Annotated in this window: 19 protein-coding genes; 7 read left to right on the top strand and 12 right to left on the bottom strand. The window is 67.2% G+C overall.

Annotated features, from left to right (window positions below):
* Positions 1–651 precede the first annotated feature (651 nt).
* Positions 652–1041, top strand: a complete 390-nt coding sequence (locus FSZ13_RS08455) for a DUF2628 domain-containing protein (protein WP_145479098.1) — start codon at positions 652–654, stop codon at positions 1039–1041.
* Between the two features lie 66 nt (positions 1042–1107).
* Here FSZ13_RS08455 and FSZ13_RS08450 read toward each other — a convergent pair whose 3' ends face one another.
* From FSZ13_RS08450 to FSZ13_RS08395, 12 genes are all read right to left on the bottom strand, one after another.
* Complete coding sequence (locus tag FSZ13_RS08450; RefSeq protein ID WP_145479097.1) at positions 1108–2571, bottom strand: SulP family inorganic anion transporter; 1464 nt, start codon at positions 2569–2571, stop codon at positions 1108–1110.
* A gap of 51 nt (positions 2572–2622) precedes the next feature.
* On the bottom strand, positions 2623–4575 hold the full coding sequence (locus FSZ13_RS08445) for a response regulator (RefSeq protein WP_145479096.1): 1953 nt from the start codon (positions 4573–4575) through the stop codon (positions 2623–2625).
* Positions 4562–5422 (bottom strand): sensor histidine kinase, encoded by an 861-nt coding sequence (locus FSZ13_RS08440; protein ID WP_145479095.1) that lies wholly within the window; start codon positions 5420–5422, stop codon positions 4562–4564. The genes FSZ13_RS08445 and FSZ13_RS08440 overlap by 14 nt, the downstream gene beginning before the upstream one ends.
* Entirely contained in the window at positions 5419–6435 is a 1017-nt protein-coding gene (locus FSZ13_RS08435; protein WP_145479094.1) for an ATP-binding protein, read from the bottom strand. Before FSZ13_RS08435 ends, FSZ13_RS08440 begins: the two co-directional genes overlap by 4 nt.
* Positions 6426–6827 (bottom strand): ATP-binding protein, encoded by a 402-nt coding sequence (locus FSZ13_RS08430; RefSeq protein WP_145479093.1) that lies wholly within the window; start codon positions 6825–6827, stop codon positions 6426–6428. Before FSZ13_RS08430 ends, FSZ13_RS08435 begins: the two co-directional genes overlap by 10 nt.
* Positions 6824–7192: an STAS domain-containing protein gene (locus tag FSZ13_RS08425; RefSeq protein WP_145479092.1), complete on the bottom strand. Its 369-nt coding sequence runs from the start codon at positions 7190–7192 to the stop codon at positions 6824–6826. Before FSZ13_RS08425 ends, FSZ13_RS08430 begins: the two co-directional genes overlap by 4 nt.
* Before the next feature lies 1 nt (position 7193).
* Positions 7194–8051 (bottom strand): STAS domain-containing protein, encoded by an 858-nt coding sequence (locus FSZ13_RS08420; protein WP_145479091.1) that lies wholly within the window; start codon positions 8049–8051, stop codon positions 7194–7196.
* Positions 8052–8199: 148 nt separating this feature from the next.
* On the bottom strand, positions 8200–8502 hold the full coding sequence (locus FSZ13_RS08415) for a PQ-loop repeat-containing protein (RefSeq protein ID WP_145479090.1): 303 nt from the start codon (positions 8500–8502) through the stop codon (positions 8200–8202).
* Entirely contained in the window at positions 8502–9203 is a 702-nt protein-coding gene (locus FSZ13_RS08410; protein WP_145479089.1) for a glycosyltransferase, read from the bottom strand. The genes FSZ13_RS08415 and FSZ13_RS08410 overlap by 1 nt, the downstream gene beginning before the upstream one ends.
* The gene (locus tag FSZ13_RS08405; RefSeq protein ID WP_145479088.1) at positions 9200–9787 is read right to left on the bottom strand and encodes a class I SAM-dependent methyltransferase; all 588 of its coding nucleotides are present in this window, start codon (positions 9785–9787) and stop codon (positions 9200–9202) included. The genes FSZ13_RS08410 and FSZ13_RS08405 overlap by 4 nt, the downstream gene beginning before the upstream one ends.
* Entirely contained in the window at positions 9784–10542 is a 759-nt protein-coding gene (locus tag FSZ13_RS08400) for a PIG-L deacetylase family protein (RefSeq protein ID WP_145479087.1), read from the bottom strand. Before FSZ13_RS08400 ends, FSZ13_RS08405 begins: the two co-directional genes overlap by 4 nt.
* Positions 10530–11492: an acyl-CoA dehydrogenase family protein gene (locus FSZ13_RS08395; protein WP_145479086.1), complete on the bottom strand. Its 963-nt coding sequence runs from the start codon at positions 11490–11492 to the stop codon at positions 10530–10532. Before FSZ13_RS08395 ends, FSZ13_RS08400 begins: the two co-directional genes overlap by 13 nt.
* 169 nt (positions 11493–11661) lie before the next feature.
* On the opposite strand from FSZ13_RS08395, the gene FSZ13_RS18375 reads away from it, so the two are divergent.
* From FSZ13_RS18375 to FSZ13_RS08370, 6 genes are all read left to right on the top strand, one after another.
* Positions 11662–11823 (top strand): hypothetical protein, encoded by a 162-nt coding sequence (locus FSZ13_RS18375; protein ID WP_186308876.1) that lies wholly within the window; start codon positions 11662–11664, stop codon positions 11821–11823.
* Positions 11824–11984: 161 nt separating this feature from the next.
* A complete protein-coding gene (locus FSZ13_RS08390; protein WP_145479085.1) occupies positions 11985–14222 on the top strand; it encodes an ATP-binding protein in 2238 nt (745 codons plus the stop codon).
* Positions 14219–14692 carry a response regulator gene (locus FSZ13_RS08385; protein WP_145479084.1) on the top strand — a complete coding sequence of 158 codons (474 nt, stop codon included), beginning with the start codon at positions 14219–14221 and terminating at the stop codon, positions 14690–14692. Before FSZ13_RS08390 ends, FSZ13_RS08385 begins: the two co-directional genes overlap by 4 nt.
* Positions 14685–17087 carry a hybrid sensor histidine kinase/response regulator gene (locus FSZ13_RS08380; RefSeq protein ID WP_145479083.1) on the top strand — a complete coding sequence of 801 codons (2403 nt, stop codon included), beginning with the start codon at positions 14685–14687 and terminating at the stop codon, positions 17085–17087. The genes FSZ13_RS08385 and FSZ13_RS08380 overlap by 8 nt, the downstream gene beginning before the upstream one ends.
* Before the next feature lie 82 nt (positions 17088–17169).
* Entirely contained in the window at positions 17170–17364 is a 195-nt protein-coding gene (locus tag FSZ13_RS08375; RefSeq protein ID WP_145479082.1) for a hypothetical protein, read from the top strand.
* A gap of 457 nt (positions 17365–17821) precedes the next feature.
* Positions 17822–20377, top strand: coding sequence for a TonB-dependent receptor plug domain-containing protein (locus FSZ13_RS08370; RefSeq protein WP_260844126.1), 2556 nt, complete (start codon positions 17822–17824; stop codon positions 20375–20377).
* Positions 20378–20452 lie beyond the last annotated feature (75 nt).

The raw sequence follows: 20452 nt of genomic DNA, 5'->3' as shown, positions 1-20452 counted from the left end.
CGGCACTAGGCGAAAAATGCGGCTCAGCATAGGGGGCCAAATGTAAGCCGGGTGCGAAGGGGCTTTCGCCGCATTCTCCCCCATTCAGCTACCGCTGGGGAGGCCCGCCGCTCCCTGGACCGGGCACGCGGGCGCAGCCCTTGCGGCACAAGGCTTTCCTATTCAGCATCAGCACTGCCGTCGGTGCGGGAACAGGCGGATTGAAGGGCGGCTTCAAGGCCAGGCGCGAACGTTGCCGGCCCGATACTGCGCAGCCGTGTGCCTGGCGCGGTCGCTCAGGCCGGGGTCGCCTCCGCGACGACGTCGGTCGCTACCGGCGGACGTGCCAACGCACGCGTACCAACATGGGAAAACTGCAGGTGCGCAAGCAGATGCTGCGCCTGGGTAGCCACCGGGCAGGGCAGGATGCGGGGGCCAGCTTCCGGCCGCTCGGGGGACGTCACTACACTCGACATGGTCTGAAGTTTCTCGTTGCATTCCAGTTCGCCGCGGGGCCCGTGCCGCGCGGAATGCGAACCCTATATCAATTCCCGGACGAATGTGTGACGGCACCTGCAGGGCAGGACGGAACGCACGTGCAGCGTCAGAAAACTGGCGCAAAACGATGCGGTCCATCTATCATGTAACCGTTTACACAACTCGCAAGTGGATATGGATTCCAACATCGCCTCATCGCACAGCCCCAAGTGGCAGTTCCGTTTCGATTTCTTCAACGCCCACGGCGCACCCAACACGCCGACGTTCAAGGCGGCCTACAAGGCCCTGCCGTTCGGCCAGAAGATCAAGGTCAATTTCAACTTCTTCGCCCTGTTCTTCGGCTGCATCTACCTTTTCATCCTGGGCATGTGGCGCAAGGCACTGACCATCCTTGGCCTGACCCTGGTGCTGGGCGTGGTGCTGGCCTTCCTGCCCGACCCGATCGGCCGTGGCCTCGCCGCAGCGTGGTCGCTGTTCATCGCGCTGACCACCAATTACAACTACTACCTGGAACAGGTGAAGGGCGACACCAGCTGGAACCCGTTCAAGGGCATGCGCTGGTAATCCGCACACGGCACTGAAAAAGAAAAACCCGGTCGATGACCGGGTTTTTTTCGCGCGGCGGGAAGGTCAGTGCACGCCGGGTTGCGGCGCACGCCCCACCCGCTCGATCAGGGTCTGGCTGGCGGCGTTGAGCCCTACCACCTCCACCTGCGCGCCGTGCGCGCGCTGCTTGTGCAGCACCCGTTCCAGCGCGCCCACCGCGCTGAGGTCCCAGAAATGGGCAGCGGTCAGGTCGATGACCACCCGTGCAGGCACCTGCTGGTAATCGAAGCTTTCGGCGAACTGGCCGGCCGACGCGAAGAACACCTGGCCGCGCACGCGGTAGGTCCTCACGCCTTCGGCGTCGGTGCTGTCGTCCACCACCAGCAGGCGGCCGACCTTGCGTGCGAAGAACAGCGCCGACAGCAGCACGCCGGTCAACACGCCCTTGGCCAGGTCATGGGTGGCCACGGTCACCACCACCGTCGCCAGCATCACCACCGACGAACTCTTCGGGTGCAGCCGGAACTCGGCGAACGACCGCCAATGGAAGGTGCCGATGCTGACCATGATCATCACCGCCACCAGCGCCGCCATCGGAATCTGCCGTACCCACGGTGCGCCATAGACCACCAGCAGCAACAGCAGCACGCCGGCGACCAGGCACGACAGTCGGCCACGCCCCCCGGACGACACGTTGATCACCGACTGCCCGATCATCGCGCAGCCGCCCATGCCGCCGAACAACCCGGCGGTGATGTTGGCCAGGCCCTGCCCCGCGCACTCGCGGTTGCGCTGGCTCGGGGTGTCGGTCATGTCCTCGACGATCTGCGCGGTCATCATCGATTCGAGCAGGCCCACCACGGCCAGGGTGGCCGACACCGGCAACAGGATCTGCAGGGTTTCCCAGCGCAACGGCACGTCCGGGAACAGGAACACCGGCAGGCTGTCAGGCAGCGCACCCATGTCGCCCACGGTGCGGATGTCCCAATGCAGACCGATCGACAACGCGGTCAGCACCACGATCGCCACCAGCGCCGACGGCACCGCCCGGGTCACGCGCGGCAGCAGGTAGATGATGGCCAGGCCGGCGGCGCATACCGCCCACACGTGCCAGGAGCGACCGATCAGCTCCGGCATCTGCGCCAGGAAGATGAGGATCGCCAGCGCGTTGACGAAGCCGGTGATCACCGAGCGCGAGACGAAGCGCATCAGCGCGCCCAGTTTCAACACGCCGGCGACGATCTGCAGCAGGCCGGCCAGGATCGTCGCTGCGAGCAGGTACTGCAGGCCGTGGTCCTTGACCAGGTCGACCATCACCAGCGCCATTGCGCCGGTGGCGGCCGAGATCATGCCCGGTCGTCCGCCGGCGATGGCGGTGACCACCGCGATGCAGAACGAGGCATACAGGCCGACCTTGGGGTCGACGCCGGCAATGATGGAAAACGCGATCGCCTCGGGAATCAGGGCGAGCGCAACGACGGTCCCGGAGAGCAGGTCGCCGCGGACGTTGCCAAGCCATTGCTGGCGCAGCGGGTAGGAGGTAGCCATGGGTACAGCGTCAGGTGGGACGGCGCGCAGGATACCCCACCCGGGGCGCCGTCACGGCGCGCCGAACATCCCACGCACGCTGCGCAGCAGCTCATTGACGCTGAACGGCTTGGGCAGCAGCGACATGCCTTCGCCGAGGAACTCGTCGCGTACCGCGGCGCTTTCGGTGTAGCCGGTGATGAACAGCACCGGCAGCGTCGGCCGCAGCACCCGGGCCGCGTCAGCCAGCTCCCGGCCACTCATGCCGGGCAGTCCCACGTCGGACAGCAGCAGGTGCACCTCGCGGGTGGAATGCAGCTCCAGCAGCGCCTGCTGGGCGTTGATCGCCTCCACCACCTGGTAGCCGGATTCGACCAGCATCTCGCGCACCATCATGCGCACCGAATCGGTGTCGTCCACCAGCAGGATGCGCTCGGCATGGCCGCGCTGGATCTGGATCGGGTCGGCCTGCGGTTCTGCCGCCGGCTGCTGGCCTTCCGGCAACAGCAGTTCGACCTCGGTCCCCTCGCCCGGCTCGCTGGCGATGCGGGCGCTGCCGCCCGACTGGCGCGCGAAGCCGTAGGTCATCGACAGGCCAAGGCCGGTGCCCTCGCCCTGCGGCTTGGTGGTGAAGAACGGCTCGAAGACCTTTGAACGCAGCTCGAGCGGAATGCCACTGCCATTGTCGATCACCTTCACGCTCACGTAGGAGCCGGGCGACAGTTCATGGTCCCGCTCGATGTGCACGCGACCCGCGCGCAGCCGGATCAGGCCCTGGCCGGCCAGCGCGTCGCGCGCATTGATCACCAGATTGAGCATGACATTCTCGAACTGGTTGGAATCGGCCACCGCCACCAGCGGCTCCTGGCCCAGCTCCAGTTCCAGTTCGATGTTCTCGCCGATCGAGCGACGCAGCATGTCTTCCAGCGACCGCGCCCGCGCGACCACGTCGAACGGCTGCGGGTCCAGCGGCTGCTTGCGCGCGAACGCCAGCATGCGCTGGGTCAGCGCGGCGGCGCGGTGCGCCGATGCGGTGGCGATGTCGACGTAGCGGCTGGCCTTGTCCCACTTGCCGCTGCTGGCGGCCATCTCGATCATGTCCAGGCCGGAAATGATGGTGGTCAGCAGGTTGTTGAAGTCGTGCGCGATCCCACCGGTCAGCTGGCCCAGGGAATCCATCTTCTGCGCCTGCATCAGCTCCATCTCGGTGCGCTCGCGTTCGGCGATCTGGAAGGCCAGTTCGCTGTTGGCACTCTCCAGTTCCTGGCGCTGCTCCAGCTCGCGCACGTGGCGCTCGGTGATGTCCTCCACCAGCACCAGCCCAAGGCCCGGAGCACTGTACGGGGTCACCCGCCATTCGGTCATGCGCCGGCTGCCCTGTATCTGCAGGGCAAACGTGCCCTGCCAGCGCTCGCCTTCGGCCAGGGCCACCTTCATGGCGCTGATCGGTCCAGGGTGGTGCTCAAGCAGCGCTTCCATCCGCGCCGGACCGAGGTCACCGCCGGCATCATCGCCCAGCAGCCGCTTGAAGGCGTCGTTGGCCTCGTGCACCTGCAGCTGCGCATCTAGCACGCCGATCGGTGCGTAGATCTGGCGGAATATCTCGCCGAAGCGCGCCTCGGCCTCGCCCAGCGCTTCTTCCGCGCGGCGCGCACGCAGCAGGCTGCGCAGCGTCGCCAGCAGCACGTCCGGGTCCACCGGATGCACCAGGTAGGCGTCAGCACCCGCGTTGAGGCCGGTGATCAGGTCCCCGGTGGCGATCGACGCGGCAGACACATGCACCACGGGCAGCAGCAGGGTGCGCGGCTCCGCGCGAAGTTGCCGCACCACATCGAAGCCGCTCATGTCGGGCAGGTTGACGTCCAGCACCAGTGCGCCGAAATCCTGCGACCTCAATCGCGCCAGTCCGTCTCCACCGGTACCCGCCTCTTCCACCCGGAAGCCGTGGTGCTCCAGCACGCGCCGCACCGCGTAGCGGGTGGCCGCGTTGTCGTCGACCACCAGGATCCTGTCACGCGTTGGCATCAGCAGTCTCCGCGGCAAGCTTGAGCGGCAGGGTGACATGGAAATCCGAACCGACGCCGAGCTCGCTCACCACCCCGACTTCGCCGCCCAGCAGCTCGGCGAAGCGCTTGCACAGCGACAAGCCCAGGCCCGTGCCGCGCAGGCGTTTCTGCAGCGGCGTATCGACCTGCACGAAATCCTCGAACAGGGTCGACAGCAGGTCCTGCGGGATGCCGATGCCGGTATCGCGCACGCTGAACCGCACCGACTGTTCGTCCACCAGGCAGGCCGACACCACCACCTGGCCGTTCGGGGTGAACTTGAGCGCGTTGGAAATGAAGTTGCGCAGGATCTGCGCCAGCTTCTTGTCGTCGGTGTACAGCATCGGCAGCGCCGGCGGATCTTCGAACACCAGGTCCACCTGGTTGCCTTCGGTCAGCGGGCGGAACATGCCGCGCAGCGCCGAGAACAGGTCCATCAGGTCGAACCAGGCCGGGGAAATGGTGATCCTCCCCGCCTCGATCTTGGCCAGGTCCAGCAGGTCGTCGACCATCTCGCGCAGCTCGCTGGCCGAGCCGCTGATGAAGCGTACCTGGCGGCGCTGCTCGCCGTTCAACGGTCCATCGAGGCCATCTTCAAGCAGGCGGGTCATGCTCAGGATCGAGCCCAGCGGCGTGCGGAACTCGTGGCTCATGTACGACAGGAACCGGCTCTTGAGTTCGGACACTTCGCGCAGCTGCTCGGCCTGCTGGTCCAGCTCGGCGTACAGGGCGAGGACACCCTGGTTGGTTTCCTCCAGTTCGGCGCGCAGCGCGTCGGCTTCCGCGCGCAGCTGCTGGATTTCCAGGGTGGGAGGAAGGTCGTTCAATGCAGGTCTCCGAGCCGCAGGGCAATGATGCTGGTGTCGTCGCGGCCACGATCGAAGTCGCGCTGCAACACCGCCACGATCAGCGCCGGGTGGCGGTGGAACAGGCCGGGGTAGCTGCGCAGGGACCAGCGCGCCTGGAGTCCATCACTGTGCATGAGCAGCAGCGTGCCTGCCGCCGCGTGAAAATGGAATGGTTGCGCCTTGCGGAACTGCACCCCGACGATGCCGGGGTGCGAGGCCATCCCACGGGTAGCGGTAGGCTCGCACAGGGTGGCCGAGATGTTGCCGATGCCGGCGAAGTCCACCGCGCCGGTGGCCACCTCGACGCGGGCCACGGCGGCCGCCCCGCCCCGGGTGCCGGACATGCCCGCGTGCAACGCCGTGATCACGTCCGCCGCCGCGGCGGCACCGCGCTGGGCGGCCGCTGCCGTACCGGCCTGGGAGGCGTCCGCTGCCGGCAGCCCGTGGCCCAGGCCGTCGATCAGGGTCACCCCTACCGACTGCGCGTCCGCACGCAGGTGCCAGGCGTCGCCGCAGGCATCTTCATTGTGCATGGCCAGCCGCAGCGCGCCGTAGGGAACATCCACGTCGCGCGCGGCGCGGCTCGGGTAGATCCGGGCGACCACCACGCAGCCCTTGTCGTCGGACCATACCTCGAGCACGCCGGCCTGGCGCTGGATGGCACCGAGCCCGAGGCCCTGGGTGCCGCCGGTGGAGTAACCGTCCGGCAGGGCCTGGGCCAGCGAAAAGCCCGGCCCGGCATCCAGCGTGACCAGCTCGATGCCCTCGCCGCCGCGGCCGCACACCACCGACAGGTGCATGCGTCCGCCGCGCCCGTGCTTGATCACATTGGTGGCCAGCTCGGTGGCGGCCAGGGCTACGCGGCCGGCGTCCATGGCATCGAATCCGATGGCGTCGGCCATGCCAAGCGCTTCGCGCCGGGCCTGCCCCACCTGCGAGACTTCTTCCACGACCACGACCCGGGTGACGCGGCCGGAGAAATTCAGATCCATTTGGTGATGGCAACCCGCGTGCCCTTGCCGGGCGCACTGTCCAGTTCGAATTCGTCCACCAGCCGCCGCGAGCCGGACAGGCCCAGGCCCATGCCGCTGCCGGAGGACCAGCCATCGGTCAGCGCCTGCGCGGTATCGGGGATGCCCGGACCATGGTCGATGAAGACCAGGCGCAGGCCACGACGCAGGCCCGACTCCACCACACTCCACTCCATGCTGCCGCCACCGCCATAGATGACCGCATTGCGGGCCAGTTCACTGGCGGCGGTGACCAGCTTGGTCTGGTCGATCAGGCGCAGCTTGCATGCCACCGCGGCCTGGCGCGCGGCCTGGCGTGCCAGCACCACGTCCTGTTCGACCAGGATCGGCAGCGACCCCTGCACGGCGGTCATGGCGCGGCTTCGTCGTTGCGCTGCTGCAGCAGCTTCATGCCGCGCTCGACATTGAGCGCGGTCTGCACATTGGCCAGGGTCAGGCCCAGTTCCACCAGGGTGATCGCCACGGCCGGCTGCATGCCGACCACCACGGTCCTGGCGTCCATGATGCTGGCCAGCGCGGAAATGGTGGAGATCATGCGGCCGATGAACGAGTCGACGATGTCCAGCGCCGAGATGTCGATCAGCACGCCACGCGCCGAGGTCTTCTGGATACGGTCGCTCAGGTCGTCCTGCAGGGTCAGCGCAAGCTGGTCATGCATGTCCACCTGGATGGTCACCAGGAGCAGATCGCCCATCTGCAGGATCGGGATGCGATCCATTTCAGACGGCGGCCTTGGTGACCGTCTGGCCGGTGCGCTTGAGCGCCAGTGCCAGTGCGTCGGCCAGGTTGGCCTTGGTGACGATGCCCTGCAGGTCCAGGCCCAGGTGGACGATGGTCTGCGCGATCTGCGGACGTACGCCGCTGATGATCGCGTCGGCGCCCATCAGGCGGATGGCGGTCACCGTCTTGAGCAGGTGCTGGGCCACCAGCGTGTCCACGGTGGGAACGCCGGTGATGTCGATGATGGCGATTTCAGACCCGGTATCGACGATCCGCTGCAGCAGCGATTCCATCACCACCTGGGTGCGCTGCGAATCCAGCGTGCCGATCATCGGCAGCGCCAGCACGCCTTCCCACAGCTTCACCACCGGGGTGGACAGTTCCAGCATTTCTTCCTGCTGACGCTGGATCACGTCTTCGCGGGTCTTCTGGTAGACCTTGACGCTATGCAGGCCCAGGCTATCGATCAGTTCCGAGATCGCCCACAGCTGGTCGCCCAGCACCTTCGGGTCATCGGCCAGCTGCTGCTGGGCCAGCTCGAACAGGGGACGCTTGAGCGAGAACAGGAAGCTGGCGGTTTCGGCCGAGCTGAAGCCCTTGAGCACGCGTTCGCGCGAAAGCTGTTCGAGGAAATGGCGAAGCTCCTGCCATTCGCTGCCGGCCACGCCGGCACCGGAGGTGGTCAGCGCCGCCTGGAACAGGCGCCAGAACTCGCGCACCTGGGTGTCGATCTCACGGGCAGACAAGCGGCTGTCCTGGCTCTGGCCGGTTGCGGCAAGCTGTTCCACCCACTGCGCCACGACGGCGTCCTGGTGGCTGCGGATGAGGTCGATCGTGCGCTGCTGCAAAGCCGCCATTGGGGTGGTTTCCTGGTGGGAAGGTGGGAAAGCCCCGCCACGAGGACGTGACGGGGCTTGGTTTCACCTGAGCTTAAATGAATTCAGGTAGACGGACCATCACGACACCCGATGTCGTGTGAAGGCCGGGTGCACGACCCTGACTGGTTCAGCCAGCGGCCCGGTCCTGGGTGCCTTCGCGGGCCGCAGCCGACCTGCGCCGCCGCACGGCCAGTACCTGCCCCACCACGGCGGTCAACAGGATCAGCGAGTTCGTGACCACGAACACGACCGATCCCAGCAACGCGCTGTAGGCGATGAACAATACCGAGGCGGTGATCTGGCCAACGAACAACCAGGTCGAGACGCCCTCCACCGAGCCGGCCTGGTGCTGCTTGACGATCTGCCGGACCAGCGTGGCGATCAGCACCACGGTGGCGGCCCAGCCCAGCAGATCGGCCGGCTGTTGCATCACTCCGGCACCAGCTGGGTGGGTCGCAGCGGCCCACCCGCCCCCAGTACCTCACGCTCGAGCGCGCGCAGGAAACTGCTGAAGCCATGCGGCGCACGGGCGCTGCGACGGGCGCTGGTGGCGACCACCGGCCGCGCCAGCCAGGCAATGCGGGCACCGCTGCCGGCCAGCGCCTCCACCAACGCGACATCCTCACCAGTGCTGAGCGCCGGAAAACCGCCGACGGTGCGGTACGCCGCCGCACTCAGGCCGAGGTTGGCGCCGTGCACATGCCGGTGGCCGTCCTGCATCGCCTCGCGGCGGGAAAATGCACGACGCACCCCCTCGGGATAGTCGAGCCAGTCGGTGACCTCCACCACGCCACAGAACGCGTCGGCGCCGCAGCTGAGCTGCCGCCACAGCCAGTCCGGCGGCACTTCGGTGTCGGCGTCGGTACTGGCGATCCAGCGTGCACCGCGCGCCAGCGCGTGCTCGGCCGCGGCCGCGCGCGCGGTGCCCACGCAGCGGGCGGCCACTTCCAGCGTCACCGCACCGTGCGCGGCGCACACCGCAGCGGTGTCGTCGGTGCAGGCATCCAAGGCCACGACGGTCAGGACGGCTTCGCCACGCAGGCGAGGGTCCGCCGCTGCGATGGCGATGGAGGCCAGGCAGCGCCCGATGGCATGCGCTTCGTCGTGTGCGGGAACGATCACGGCGATCATCGCAGTCCCTCCCGGCGCGCCACGCTGGTCGGATCGGCACTCCAGCCCTGCAGCAGCATGTCGGCGTCCTGGTAGCAGAAGGCCTCTTCCAGGCCCCGGGCAAAGGCGCGGTGTACCTGCGCGGCAGGGGTGAGCGCCTCCGCGAACGGGTGCACCCAGTGGCAGGCCAGCAGCAGCCCATCATCGGCCAGGCTGGCGCGCAGCTGCGCGGCCATGGTCACCACGTCCTGCGGTGCCAGGTAGTAGCCCACTTCGCTGACCACGATCAGGTCGAAGCGGCCCTGGGGCCACTGGGCGGGGTGGCTGGCCTGCTCGAGCCGTACGTGGGCATGCGCCTGCGTCGACACCGCGGCCTCGGCCAGTGCCGCTGCGCTGAGGTCGGTGGCCAGCAGGGCATCGCAGCGCGCGGCCAGTTCGGCGGTCAGCACGCCATTCGAACAGCCCAGTTCCCAGCCATTCCGGTAACGCTGGCGCGTCAGGCAGGCCAGGGTAAGCGCGCGCTTGCGTGCTTCATACCAGCGGTTGCGGTACTGGAACGGATCGGGGCGCTGGTAGATCTGCTCGAAGTAGGCGGCGGTGTTCATCCGATCAGTACCTCGAAGGGGCGCCGGAACCGGGCCAATACGTGGGCGGGCAACACCGGATCGCAGTCCAGCCCGGCCACTTCACCCGTCTGCGTGGCAAAGGCCGCCATCGCCCGCTGCTTGCGCGCCTGTGCATCCGCGTCCAGTACGATGCGCTGGGCCTTTGGCCACGGCGCTGCGGATGCGGCCGGATCCAGCCAGTGCCAGGCCCATACCGGGTACTGCAGGAACCGCGCCCCGGCGCGGGCGGCCGCCTCGCGGGCAGCGCGGCCGGCCGCTTCGTGGTCGGGGTGGGCGTCGTGCACCCATGGCGCTACCACCACGGCGCCGGGCGACAGCCGTGCAACGAGGTGGGACACCAGCTCCGTTTCGTGCGCCGCGATGCCGCCGTCCGGCAGGCCAAGCGCGGTGACGTGGGTGGCGTCCATGCCCAGTGCCTGCATGGCGCTGGCCAGTTCACGCCGCCGGGCATCGCGCAGACGCGCCGCCGGCCACGTTGGATGATCGGGATAACAGGCTTCGCCGTCGCTGACGGAGACCACGTGCACGATGCAGCCCTGCGCCAGCGCTGCCTGCATGAGGCCGCCACAGCCCAGCACCTCGTCATCCGGGTGTGGCGAGACCACCACCAGGCACCGGGCATCGCGCAACACCGTCGCGGCCTCGACCAGCGGCAATGCGGACAGCCAGGCGCAGCCCTGCCACGCCGATTCGGGCGTGCCACGACCCTCGATGCGCACGGCTACAGCGTCCATGGGCCCTCCTGGCGCTGGATCGCCCGTCCCAGGTCGGCCCAGTCGCGATCGGCGTGGCTCTGGCGGATGAACACGGTGAGGTCGGCCCAGCGCTGGGCGTGGCCCGGGTCCAGGCACATGGGGGCAGGTCCCAGCGCACGACCGACCGCGTCCAGTACCTGCATGCACGCGCGCTCGACCACGCTGCGCGCACGTATTACATCGAATCGATGCGGCTGCGAAGGCATCGCATCGATCCACGCCGCCAGTTCGCGCAGCAGTGCCGCCGACGACTGCAGCGCCATGTCCACCTGGCCCAGCAGCGCGGCCGCCTGGGCATCGTCTTCCACGCGCGGCGAGCGTTGCAGCGGGGCCGCCAACGCCACGGCGGCGCCATACCAGCAGGCTGCGATGCCGGCGCCGCCGTGCCAGAAGCCCGGGCGCGCCAGATAGGCGCCGGGTGCGCCCACCGGCTCGGCGCGTACCTGGTCGAACTGCACCGTGCCGCTTGGAATCCCCCGCATGCCGGTCGCATGCCAGCTCTGCGGCTGCAGCAGCACGCCCGGAGCATCGGTGCGCAGGCAGACCAACCGGGAACCGTCGCCGCAGCGCGCCGTGACCAGCGCCACGTCGACCAGGCCGGCACCCGAGCACCACGGCTTGGCGCCACTGACCGTGCCGGTCTCCTCGTCATAGCACAACGTCGCCTGGGGGCCTTCCGCCGCCCAGACCGCGGCAAGCGTTCCCGCGCCCAGCGCGGTCTGGTGCAGGTCGGCCAGGATGGCCTGGGCGTCGTAGTGCGCCTCCATCACCTTCGCCACGCACAGGTCGCGGCCGGCGATGGCCGCCAGCGCACGCCAACGCTCCAGGGTATGCCCGCGTCCGGGAAGCGGCAGCGTGGGCTGGCGGGCCAACACCTCGCGTGCCGCCGACGCCAGCGCCGGCGCTGCATGTTCGGAAATCTGATCCATGTAGAAAGCGTGCGACCGTGGTCTTGGGGCGGGTCCAGCAAGGGATACCGCCCCCGGCGTGGCCGGACGGTGACCGCGATGTGTCCGCACCGTGCAGCGGCTGCGGACGCCGCCCTCACCTTGGCGAGCCCAAGCTGCAGGCCTCCCGGTCACTGCAAGAGGTTTCCCCATGAGCACCCCTGACTCCAACCCGCTGGAAGGCAAGGACGACCAGCAGAAGGCGCATACGCCGGACAAGCTTCGCAACGACGAGGCGAAGTGGAAGGACAAGGACATGCCGGAGCAGGACACCACCGCCAAACCGCAGGACTACGAGCGTCCCAAGCCCTGAGGGGAGCGCTGGCGCCGTCTTCCCTCACGGAGCGGGCCGCACTGATATGCGAAGCTATATGCGCGAGCCTCGAACCGCGGCGTGACCACCACGCCCGGTGCACGGGGCCTGCGGTGTTTGAGCAGCATCTCTTGGTAACGGTACCCGATGGGGGTCAACGAATGTCGTCCTGGAAAGTGAGTGAACCCGCGTTGGATCTCAACAGCTGTGCCAGAGAGCCGATTCGGACGCCGGGCGCCATCCAACCCTACGGCGTGTTGCTCGTCCTGGACCCTTCAAGCCTGCTGGTCAAAGAGCGTGCGCTTTCGCATCCGGACCTGATCGAACGTTTCGGCGACCCCCTCGGCCAGCCGGTGGAGGTCGTACTGGGCGGCACGCTGGCGGCCTGCCGCCCGGTCATCCAGGCGCTGGCGCCGGGTACCTCGCAGTTCCTCGGCTCCCACCCGGTCGGTGACCACGGCAGGCACCACGCGCTCGCGCACCGGCACGGCGACGACCTCATCATCGAGCTGGAAGCCCCCGTGGCCGGGGAACCGGGATCGCTGGAAGACCTGTACCCGGCGATCCGCCGCTTCATGGGCGCCATCGAGCGGGTCGGCAGTACCCAGGAACTGTGCGAGCTGGCCGCGGTGCAGATCCGCGAGCTGACCGGCTTCGACCGCACCCTGGTGTACCAGTTCGACAAGGAGTGGAACGGCGCGGTGGTGGCCGAGGATGGCAACGGGGTCCTGCCCAGCTATCTCGACCTGCGCTTCCCCGAATCGGACATTCCCGCGCAGGCCCGCGAGCTGTACCGGCAGAACCGGGTCCGCCTGATCGCCGACAGCGATTACCAGGCCGTTCCGTTGGTGCGAGACGCCACCCACCCCGATGCGCCACCTACCGATCTTTCGCCATCGATGCTGCGCAGTGTCTCGCCGGTGCACCTGCAGTACATGCGCAACATGGGCACCGGCGCGTCGATGTCGGTATCGCTGCTGCGCGAAGGCGAGTTGTGGGGGCTGATTTCCTGCCACAACCAGGCGCCCAAGCGCGTGGCGTACCACGTGCGCACGGCCTGCGAGTTCATCGGCCAGATCCTGTCGCTGCAGATCGCGCTGAAGGAACGCGCGGCCATGGTCGAAGAGCGCATCGGCCGTCGCGCGTTCCAGGTACGCCTGCTCGGGCGCATGGCCGGCGACCAGGATTTCATGGCCGCACTCGGACGCGACCAGCAGAGCCTGTTGGCGCTGACCCAGTCCGCGGGTGCGGCGATCGTGCATCGCGGCGAATGCATCCTGCATGGTGAGTGCCCGACCGAGCAGCAGGTGATGTCGCTGGTGCAGTGGCTGGCCGCGCAGCAGCATGACGGCGACCTGGTCTGCACCGACCGCTTGCCGCTGGACTGGCAACCCGCCGAGGCCTTCGCCGATGTTGCCAGCGGCGTGCTTGCCATTTCCATTTCCCAGATCCACGACAGCTATGTGCTCTGGTTCCGGCCCGAGGTGGTGCGCACCGTGCGCTGGGGCGGCGACCCGCGCAAGGAAGACACCGGCCTGCCGCTGTCGCCGCGCACGTCGTTCGAGGGCTGGAAGGAAACCGTCCAGCGCCAGTCGTTGCCATGGAACGATGTGGACCGCGACGCCGCACTGGAACTGCGTACCGCCATCGTCGATATCGTGCTGCGCAAGGCAGAAGAACTCGCCGCACTCAATGAACAGCTCCTGCGCAGCAACAAGGAGCTGGAAGCCTTTTCCTATTCGGTCAGCCATGACCTGCGAGCGCCCTTCCGCCACATCGTGGGGTATTCGGAGCTGCTGTGGGCGTCGGCCGGTGAAAGACTAAACGATTCAGAAAAGAGATTTCTCGACACCATCGTCGAATCGGCACAATCGGCGGGAACACTGGTTGACGACCTGCTCAGCTTCTCGCAGATGGGCAGGTCCACGATGGGTCAGATCGCAATGGACATGACCGCCCTGGTCGAGGACGTCCGCCACAAACTGGACATGGAGTACAGCGGCCGCACCATTCGCTGGGTGGTGCCCCATCTGCCGCGCGTTCAGGCCGACCCGGGCATGCTGCGCCTGGTCTGGCAGAACCTGCTGTCCAACGCGATCAAGTTCACCCGCGATACGGCCGACCCGGTCATTGAAGTCGGCTGCTACCGCACCGACACCGAGAACGTGTTCTACGTGCAGGACAACGGCTGCGGTTTCGACATGCGCTACGTGGACAAGCTCTTCGGCGTATTCCAGCGCCTGCACCATGCCGACGAGTACGAAGGCACCGGCATCGGCCTGGCCAACGTGCACCGCATCATCACCCGCCACGGCGGCAGGACCTGGGCGGAAGGACAGGTAGGCGTGGGCGCCAAATTCTATTTCAGCATTCCCTTTGCTAGTGGAGACAAAGTATGAGAGATCTGCGGCCGATTCTGCTCGTGGAAGACAATCCGAAGGACGCTGAGCTGACGTTGGCTGCACTAGCCCGTTGCCAGCTGCTGAACGATGTCACCCATGTGCGGGACGGTGTGGAAGCACTGGAGTACCTGCGTGCGGAGGGCCGATACGAGGGCGCCATGCACGGGGGGCCGGTGGTGGTCCTGCTGGACCTGAAACTGCCCAAGCTCAATGGGCTGGAAGTACTGCGGGAAATCCGCGCCGATGCGGCAATCAGCAGCACGCCGGTGGTGATGCTCACCTCTTCGCGCGAGGAGCAGGACCTTATCCGCAGTTACGAACTGGGGGTAAACGCATTCGTGGTCAAGCCGGTCGACTTCAAGGAATTCCTGGAAGCCATCCAGGGCCTGGGCATGTTCTGGGGCATCACCAACCAACCGCCGCCGCATGGCACGCTGTTTGGCGCCAAGAGTCGAAAAGATGGCTGAGGATGCAACCGGCAGGTCGATCCGCATCCTGATGGTGGAAGACAGCGCGCTGGATGCAGAGCTGATCACCCTGCAGCTCAGCCGTGCCGGCCTGCCGTTCACGGTCGAACGCACCTGGTCCGACCAAGGCATGCGCGATGCACTGGCGACGCAGCAGTTCGACGTGATCCTGGCCGACCATGTGCTGCCCGGTTTCAGTGGCGACCTGGCCCTGGTGCTGGCGGGCGAGCTGGCCCCTGAAGTGCCTTTCATCTTCGTCTCCGGCACCTTGACCGAAGAGTTGGCGGTGGAAGCGCTCAAGCGCGGCGCGCGCGATTATGTGGTCAAGTCGCGCCTGCAGCGACTGCCCGAAGCCGTGCTGCGCGCGATCAGGGAAGCCCAGGAGCGCCGCCGCCTGCGCCGGGTGGAGAGCGAACTGCAGGAAAGCAGCCAGCGCCTGCGCCTGATCACCGATTCGCTGCCGGCCCTGATCGCGTACCTGGACCGCGGGCACCGTTACCGGTTCGCCAACCAGGCCTACGTCGAATGGCATGGCATGGCACCGGAAGACGTGGTCGGCCTGCATGCCCGCGACCTGGTCGGGGACGACGGCTTCCAGCTGCTGCAGGAACACTTCGACAAGGTACTGACCGGCCAGAAGGTCAGCTTCGAGGCCCTCACCCACCGCCGCGCAGGCGCCCCGCGCCACGCGCAGGTCGACTTCGTTCCCGAGCTGGATGCCGACGGGTCGGTCATGGGCTACTACGCCATGGCGCGCGACATCACCGAGCTCAAACACGCCCAGGCGTTGCTGAAGGCGAGCAACGAATCGCTGGAGCGGCAGGTAAGCGAACGCACCTCTGCCCTGCACCGCAGCGAAAGCCGGCTGCAGGCCCTGTTCGAGTCCAGCTTCCAGCATCAGAACCTGCTGACCCTGGACGGTCGCATCATCGACACCAACTCCGCTTCGCTGGCCGCCATCCTGGCCAGCAAGGACGAGGTGCGGGGCGCCGTTTACTGCGAGTCGGCCTGGTTCGCCGATACCGACGGTGTGCCGGCCATCGTCTGCCAGGCCGTGCTCGAGGCGGCCGCCGGCAATGCGTCCCGCCACGAACTGGAACTGCGCCTGCCGACCGGCGTGCGCACCTTCGAATTTTCGTTCCGGCCGCTGCTCGACCACCAGGGCGCGATCACCGCGGTGGTGTCCGAAGCGGTAGAAACCACCGCGCGCCGCCAGGCCGAGGAAGCCCTGCGCCAGAGCCAGAAGATCGAAGCGGTCGGCCAGCTCACCGGCGGCATCGCGCACGACTTCAACAACATCCTGACCGTGATCGCCGGCAACGTCGAATACGCCAAACTGCTCACCGACCGGCTGGGCGATGCGGCTGGCAATTCCGCGCGCGCGCTGGACAACGCGCTGAAGGGCGTGATGCGTGCGGCCAACGTGACCCAGCGGCTGCTCGCCTTCTCGCGCCGCCAGCCGCTCAAGAGCGTGCCGGTGGACCTCAACCTCCAGCTGCGCGACATGCAGGACATGCTGCGGCGCGCGCTCGGCGAGCTGGTGCAGCTGGAAGTGGTGCACAGCCCGGACCTGTGGTGCGTGGAGATCGACCCCAGCCAGCTGGAAGCGTCGGTACTCAACCTGGCTGTCAACGCCCGCGATGCGATGCCGCATGGCGGCCGACTGACCATCGAGGTCGACAACGCCCACCTGGACGAGGACTTCACCACCCAGAACCCCGACGTGCCCGCCGGCCAGTACGTAATGCTGCGCGTGCGCGACAACGGCGAGGGCATGTCGGCCGAGGTAATGGCGCGGGTGTTCGAGCCCTTCTTCACCACCAAGGAAGTCGGCCGCGGCACCGGTCTGGGCCTGTCCATGGTGTATGGCTTTGCCAAGCAGTCCGGCGGCCACGTGGTGCTGGACTCGGTGGTCGGCGTCGGCACTTCGATCACCCTGCTGTTCCCGCGCTCGACCGCCGCGCTGCCGAGCCAGCCGCTCGCCGAGGGATCGGCGCTGGGCGGCTACGAAGCCCAGGACGAGGCCACTGTACTGGTGGCCGAAGACAACGACGACGTGCGCGCCTACACCGTGGATACGCTTCGGCAGTTGGGCTATCGCGTGCTGGAAGCGCACGATGGCGCATCGGCAATGCGCCTGCTGGAACGTACCGACGTCGAGGTCGACCTGCTGTTCTCGGACATCGTGATGCCGGGCATGTCCGGTTGGGAGCTGGCCCGGCGTGCGTTGGTGCACCAGCCGGGGCTGCGCGTGCTGTTCACCTCGGGCTATCCGCGCGATATCGACGCCAGCGGCGCGGTTGGTCGGAACGTCGCCATCCTGTCCAAGCCGTTCACCCGCAGCGACCTGGCCGGATCGATCCGACAGTCGTTGCAGGAATTGCCCCGCAGCTGAGCGGAGCGATCCGCGGCGACGTAACGCTGGCCGCACACGGCCAGCGCTACGCTGGGGCCACCCTCCCCTCGTGCCGGCTGCCATGACGCCCCTCGACAAACCGCTGCGCCGCGAAGTCCTGATCGGCGACGAGAGCTACACGCTCACGGTGGATCCGGAAGGCCTGAAGCTGGTCCGCAAAGGGCACCGCAAGGGGTTGGACCTGCGCTGGGAAGCACTGGTAAACGGCGATGCCGCGCTGGCAACCGCGCTGCAGGCGTCGCTGGAAACGCCCTGAGCCTCAGCGTTCCCGCGACACGCCTTCAGCCACCCGCAGCCCATTGATCTCGTAACGAGTGCTTGCGCTCGCGGGCGGCGCAAGCGTAGCCGACGCCCACCCAGGAATTCTGACCCAGTCGGCCGCGCCCGCCTCCAGGTACGCCGCCGACTCCTCCCTATTCAGCTTGATGAGGCGATTAGCGCGGTTATTCGCCTCATCTGGTGAGTCGATTAGGGCCTTTAGCCGGCCTCAGAACGTGCCCTGTGTCTCGGATATGACGTCAAAACGAAAGATACGTTGCAGTACTGTTTACGTTCTGTTAATTCTTTGTGCAGCGCACCAGGCCCTCTGGCACGCAAGGAGCACCAACCCGATGAAGACCTGACGAGATCACCGACCTACAACCCGACTGCAAGGTGCATGCATGAACGACGGCATTGGCAAGTGTGTTCACGCTCCAACCGCAATCTCGCCCTTGGCATCTGCAGTAAAGGCGGCACTGGCCGCCGCACTGCTGCTCACCAGTTCCATCGCGGTGGCCCAGGACAGCACCCCGCCGGCAACACCTGAGACATCGACCCTGGACACTGTCTCGGTTCTGGGCAGCCGCACCAAGCCCCGTACTGTCTCTTCCTCCGCGGTTCCGATCGACATCATCAGCAGCGAAGAATTCCGCAACCAGGGCGCGACCGACGCGTTGGACCAGCTGAAGGTGCTGGTGCCCTCCTTCAACGTCAGCACCATTCCCATCGACGACGCAGCCAGCCTCATCCGCCCGGCCAACCTGCGCGGGTTGCCGCCGGACAACACCCTGCTGCTGGTCAACGGCAAGCGCTTCCACCGCGCGGCGGTCATCACGTTCCTTGGCCATGGCCTGTCCGATGGCTCGCAGGGCCCGGATCTCTCGGTGTTCCCCTCGCTCGCGCTGGAGCAGGTGGACGTGCTGCGCGACGGCGCTGCGGCACAGTACGGTTCCGATGCGATCGCGGGGGTGATCAACTTCGGGCTGAAGAAGCTGCGCGAAGGTGGCACCGCCGAAGTCTTCACCGGCAAGTATTACGAGGGCGACGGACTCACCACCCAGTACTCGGCGCAGATCGGCCTGCCACTGACCGAGCGCGGCTTCGCCACGCTGACCGCCGAGTGGCGCAAGGTCGACGACACCTCGCGCAGCGTGCAGCGCGATGACGCGGCGGCCGCCATCGCAGCCGGCTACCCGGGTGTCGGTGAGCCGGCGCAGGTCTGGGGATCGCCGAAGGTGGACGATGACCTCAAGCTGGTCGCCAACCTTGGCCTCACCACCGACAGCGTGGATTTCTACCTGTTCGGCAACTACGCCAAGCGCGATGTGGACGGCGGGTTCTACTTCCGCGATCCCACCGCGCGTTCGGGCGTGTATTCCAACGACGGCGGCGAGACGCTGCTGGTCGGCAACCTCACCGGGGCCGGCGCCTGCCCGACCATCGCGCTACGCGACGGCGGCGGCAACCTGCTGCCGTACAGCACGGTGAGCGGCGCGGTCGCTGCCCTGCCCGCCAACTGCTACACCTTCCTGTCCAGCCTGCCGGGCGGTTTCACCCCGCGCTTCGGCGGCAAGCTGGAAGACAGCTCCATCTACGCCGGTGCCAAGGGCAACTGGGGCGAGTGGTACTGGGACGTGAGCGGGTCCTGGGGCCGCAACGATATCGAGTTCATCATCTACAACACCGTCAATGCCTCGCTCGGCCCGGACCAGCCGGCCGGCCTGTACTTCCGCCCCGGCGGCAACACGCAGACCGAGAAGAGCGCCAACATCGACGTGAGCCGCGATATCGCCACCAGCTTCACCAGCCAGCCGCTGCGCCTGGCCATGGGTGCCGAGTGGCGCGAAGAGAGTTTCGAAATCAGTCCCGGCGATGGTCCATCGACCGCGATCGGGCCGCTGACCGAACAGGGCTTCGCGTTGGGCTCCAACGGCTTCAACGGCTTCAGCACGCGTACCGCCGGCACCTTCGACCGCCGCAACTGGGCCGCCTATGCGGACCTGGAAGCGCAGGTCACCGAGCGCCTGCTACTGGCCGGCGCGCTGCGCTTCGAAGACTTCGATTCGTTCGGCAGCACCACCAACGGCAAGGTCACCGCGCGCTTCGACTTCAACGAGAACTTCGCGCTGCGCGGCGCCTACAACACCGGCTTCCGTGCCCCGACCCCCGGCCAGGCGAACATCAGCCAGATCAGCACCGTGTTCGGTGGCACCGCGCTGGAAGACATCGCCACCCTGCCGCCGACCAATCCCATCGCCCAGCTCAAGGGCGCCCAGCCGCTGACCCCGGAAGAATCGAAGAACGTCTCGCTGGGTGCGGTGTGGACCGAAGGCGATTGGCTGATCACCCTGGACGGTTACCAGATCAAGGTCGAAGACCGCATCGCGCTGAGCACCAGCTTCGCGGTCACCCCGGAAGAACGCGCGGCGCTGGTGGCCGGCGGCAATCCGGAAGCGGCCTCGATCTCGCAGGTGACCTACTTCGGCAATGCGTTCGATACCACCACAACCGGTGTCGACCTGGTCACCAGCTTCAAGAGCACCCACTTCGGGGGCGACACTACTTACTCGCTGGCCGCCAACTGGAACCGGACCGAGGTCGACCGCTTCGACCCGGATTTCATCGACGAAGCGCGCGTGTACAAACTGGAGAAATCGCTGCCCAAGACCAAGGGCTACTTCAGCGTCCATCACCAGCGCCAGATCTTCAACGCCAACCTGCGCTTCAACTACTACAGCTCGTGGTATGAGGATCACCTGGACAGCGGCGTGATCTCCGCAGCGGACGGCGGCCTGCCGATCTACGGCGGCAGCGCGTTGATCGTGGATGCCGAAGTGGGCTGGAAGTTCGATTCCGGCCTGTACTTCAGCCTGGGCGCGCAGAACCTGTTCGACCGCACACCGTCCAAGAACCCGTGGTCCGGCGTGGCCGGCGCGGAGTACCCGGTGCATTCGCCCTACGGCTTCAACGGCGGGTTCTACTATGCGCGGGTGGGTTGGAAGTTCTGATACTGCAGGTGGGTACGGCGGCGCCCTGACGGGCGTCGCCGTTCCTGGCAGGCATCCTTGACTGCAAGCGCAACT

The sequence above is a fragment of the Stenotrophomonas rhizophila genome, from assembly GCF_007667275.1.
Classification (GTDB): Bacteria; Pseudomonadota; Gammaproteobacteria; order Xanthomonadales; family Xanthomonadaceae; genus Stenotrophomonas; species Stenotrophomonas maltophilia_AE.
Note: the sequence above shows the minus strand (reverse complement) of the source record. Positions and strands in the feature narration are given on the sequence as shown.

Coding starts and splice junctions, on each gene's coding strand:
- FSZ13_RS08455 (WP_145479098.1), top strand. CDS start 652: ATGGATTCCAACATCGCCTCATCGCACAGCCCCAAGTGGCAGTTCCGT.
- FSZ13_RS08380 (WP_145479083.1), top strand. CDS start 14,685: ATGGCTGAGGATGCAACCGGCAGGTCGATCCGCATCCTGATGGTGGAA.
- FSZ13_RS08385 (WP_145479084.1), top strand. CDS start 14,219: ATGAGAGATCTGCGGCCGATTCTGCTCGTGGAAGACAATCCGAAGGAC.
- FSZ13_RS08410 (WP_145479089.1), bottom strand. CDS start 9,203: ATGATCGCCGTGATCGTTCCCGCACACGACGAAGCGCATGCCATCGGG.
- FSZ13_RS08395 (WP_145479086.1), bottom strand. CDS start 11,492: ATGGATCAGATTTCCGAACATGCAGCGCCGGCGCTGGCGTCGGCGGCA.
- FSZ13_RS08450 (WP_145479097.1), bottom strand. CDS start 2,571: ATGGCTACCTCCTACCCGCTGCGCCAGCAATGGCTTGGCAACGTCCGC.
- FSZ13_RS08435 (WP_145479094.1), bottom strand. CDS start 6,435: ATGGATCTGAATTTCTCCGGCCGCGTCACCCGGGTCGTGGTCGTGGAA.
- FSZ13_RS08415 (WP_145479090.1), bottom strand. CDS start 8,502: ATGCAACAGCCGGCCGATCTGCTGGGCTGGGCCGCCACCGTGGTGCTG.
- FSZ13_RS08445 (WP_145479096.1), bottom strand. CDS start 4,575: ATGCCAACGCGTGACAGGATCCTGGTGGTCGACGACAACGCGGCCACC.
- FSZ13_RS18375 (WP_186308876.1), top strand. CDS start 11,662: ATGAGCACCCCTGACTCCAACCCGCTGGAAGGCAAGGACGACCAGCAG.
- FSZ13_RS08420 (WP_145479091.1), bottom strand. CDS start 8,051: ATGGCGGCTTTGCAGCAGCGCACGATCGACCTCATCCGCAGCCACCAG.
- FSZ13_RS08400 (WP_145479087.1), bottom strand. CDS start 10,542: ATGGACGCTGTAGCCGTGCGCATCGAGGGTCGTGGCACGCCCGAATCG.
- FSZ13_RS08375 (WP_145479082.1), top strand. CDS start 17,170: ATGACGCCCCTCGACAAACCGCTGCGCCGCGAAGTCCTGATCGGCGAC.
- FSZ13_RS08425 (WP_145479092.1), bottom strand. CDS start 7,192: ATGGATCGCATCCCGATCCTGCAGATGGGCGATCTGCTCCTGGTGACC.
- FSZ13_RS08405 (WP_145479088.1), bottom strand. CDS start 9,787: ATGAACACCGCCGCCTACTTCGAGCAGATCTACCAGCGCCCCGATCCG.
- FSZ13_RS08390 (WP_145479085.1), top strand. CDS start 11,985: ATGTCGTCCTGGAAAGTGAGTGAACCCGCGTTGGATCTCAACAGCTGT.
- FSZ13_RS08430 (WP_145479093.1), bottom strand. CDS start 6,827: ATGACCGCCGTGCAGGGGTCGCTGCCGATCCTGGTCGAACAGGACGTG.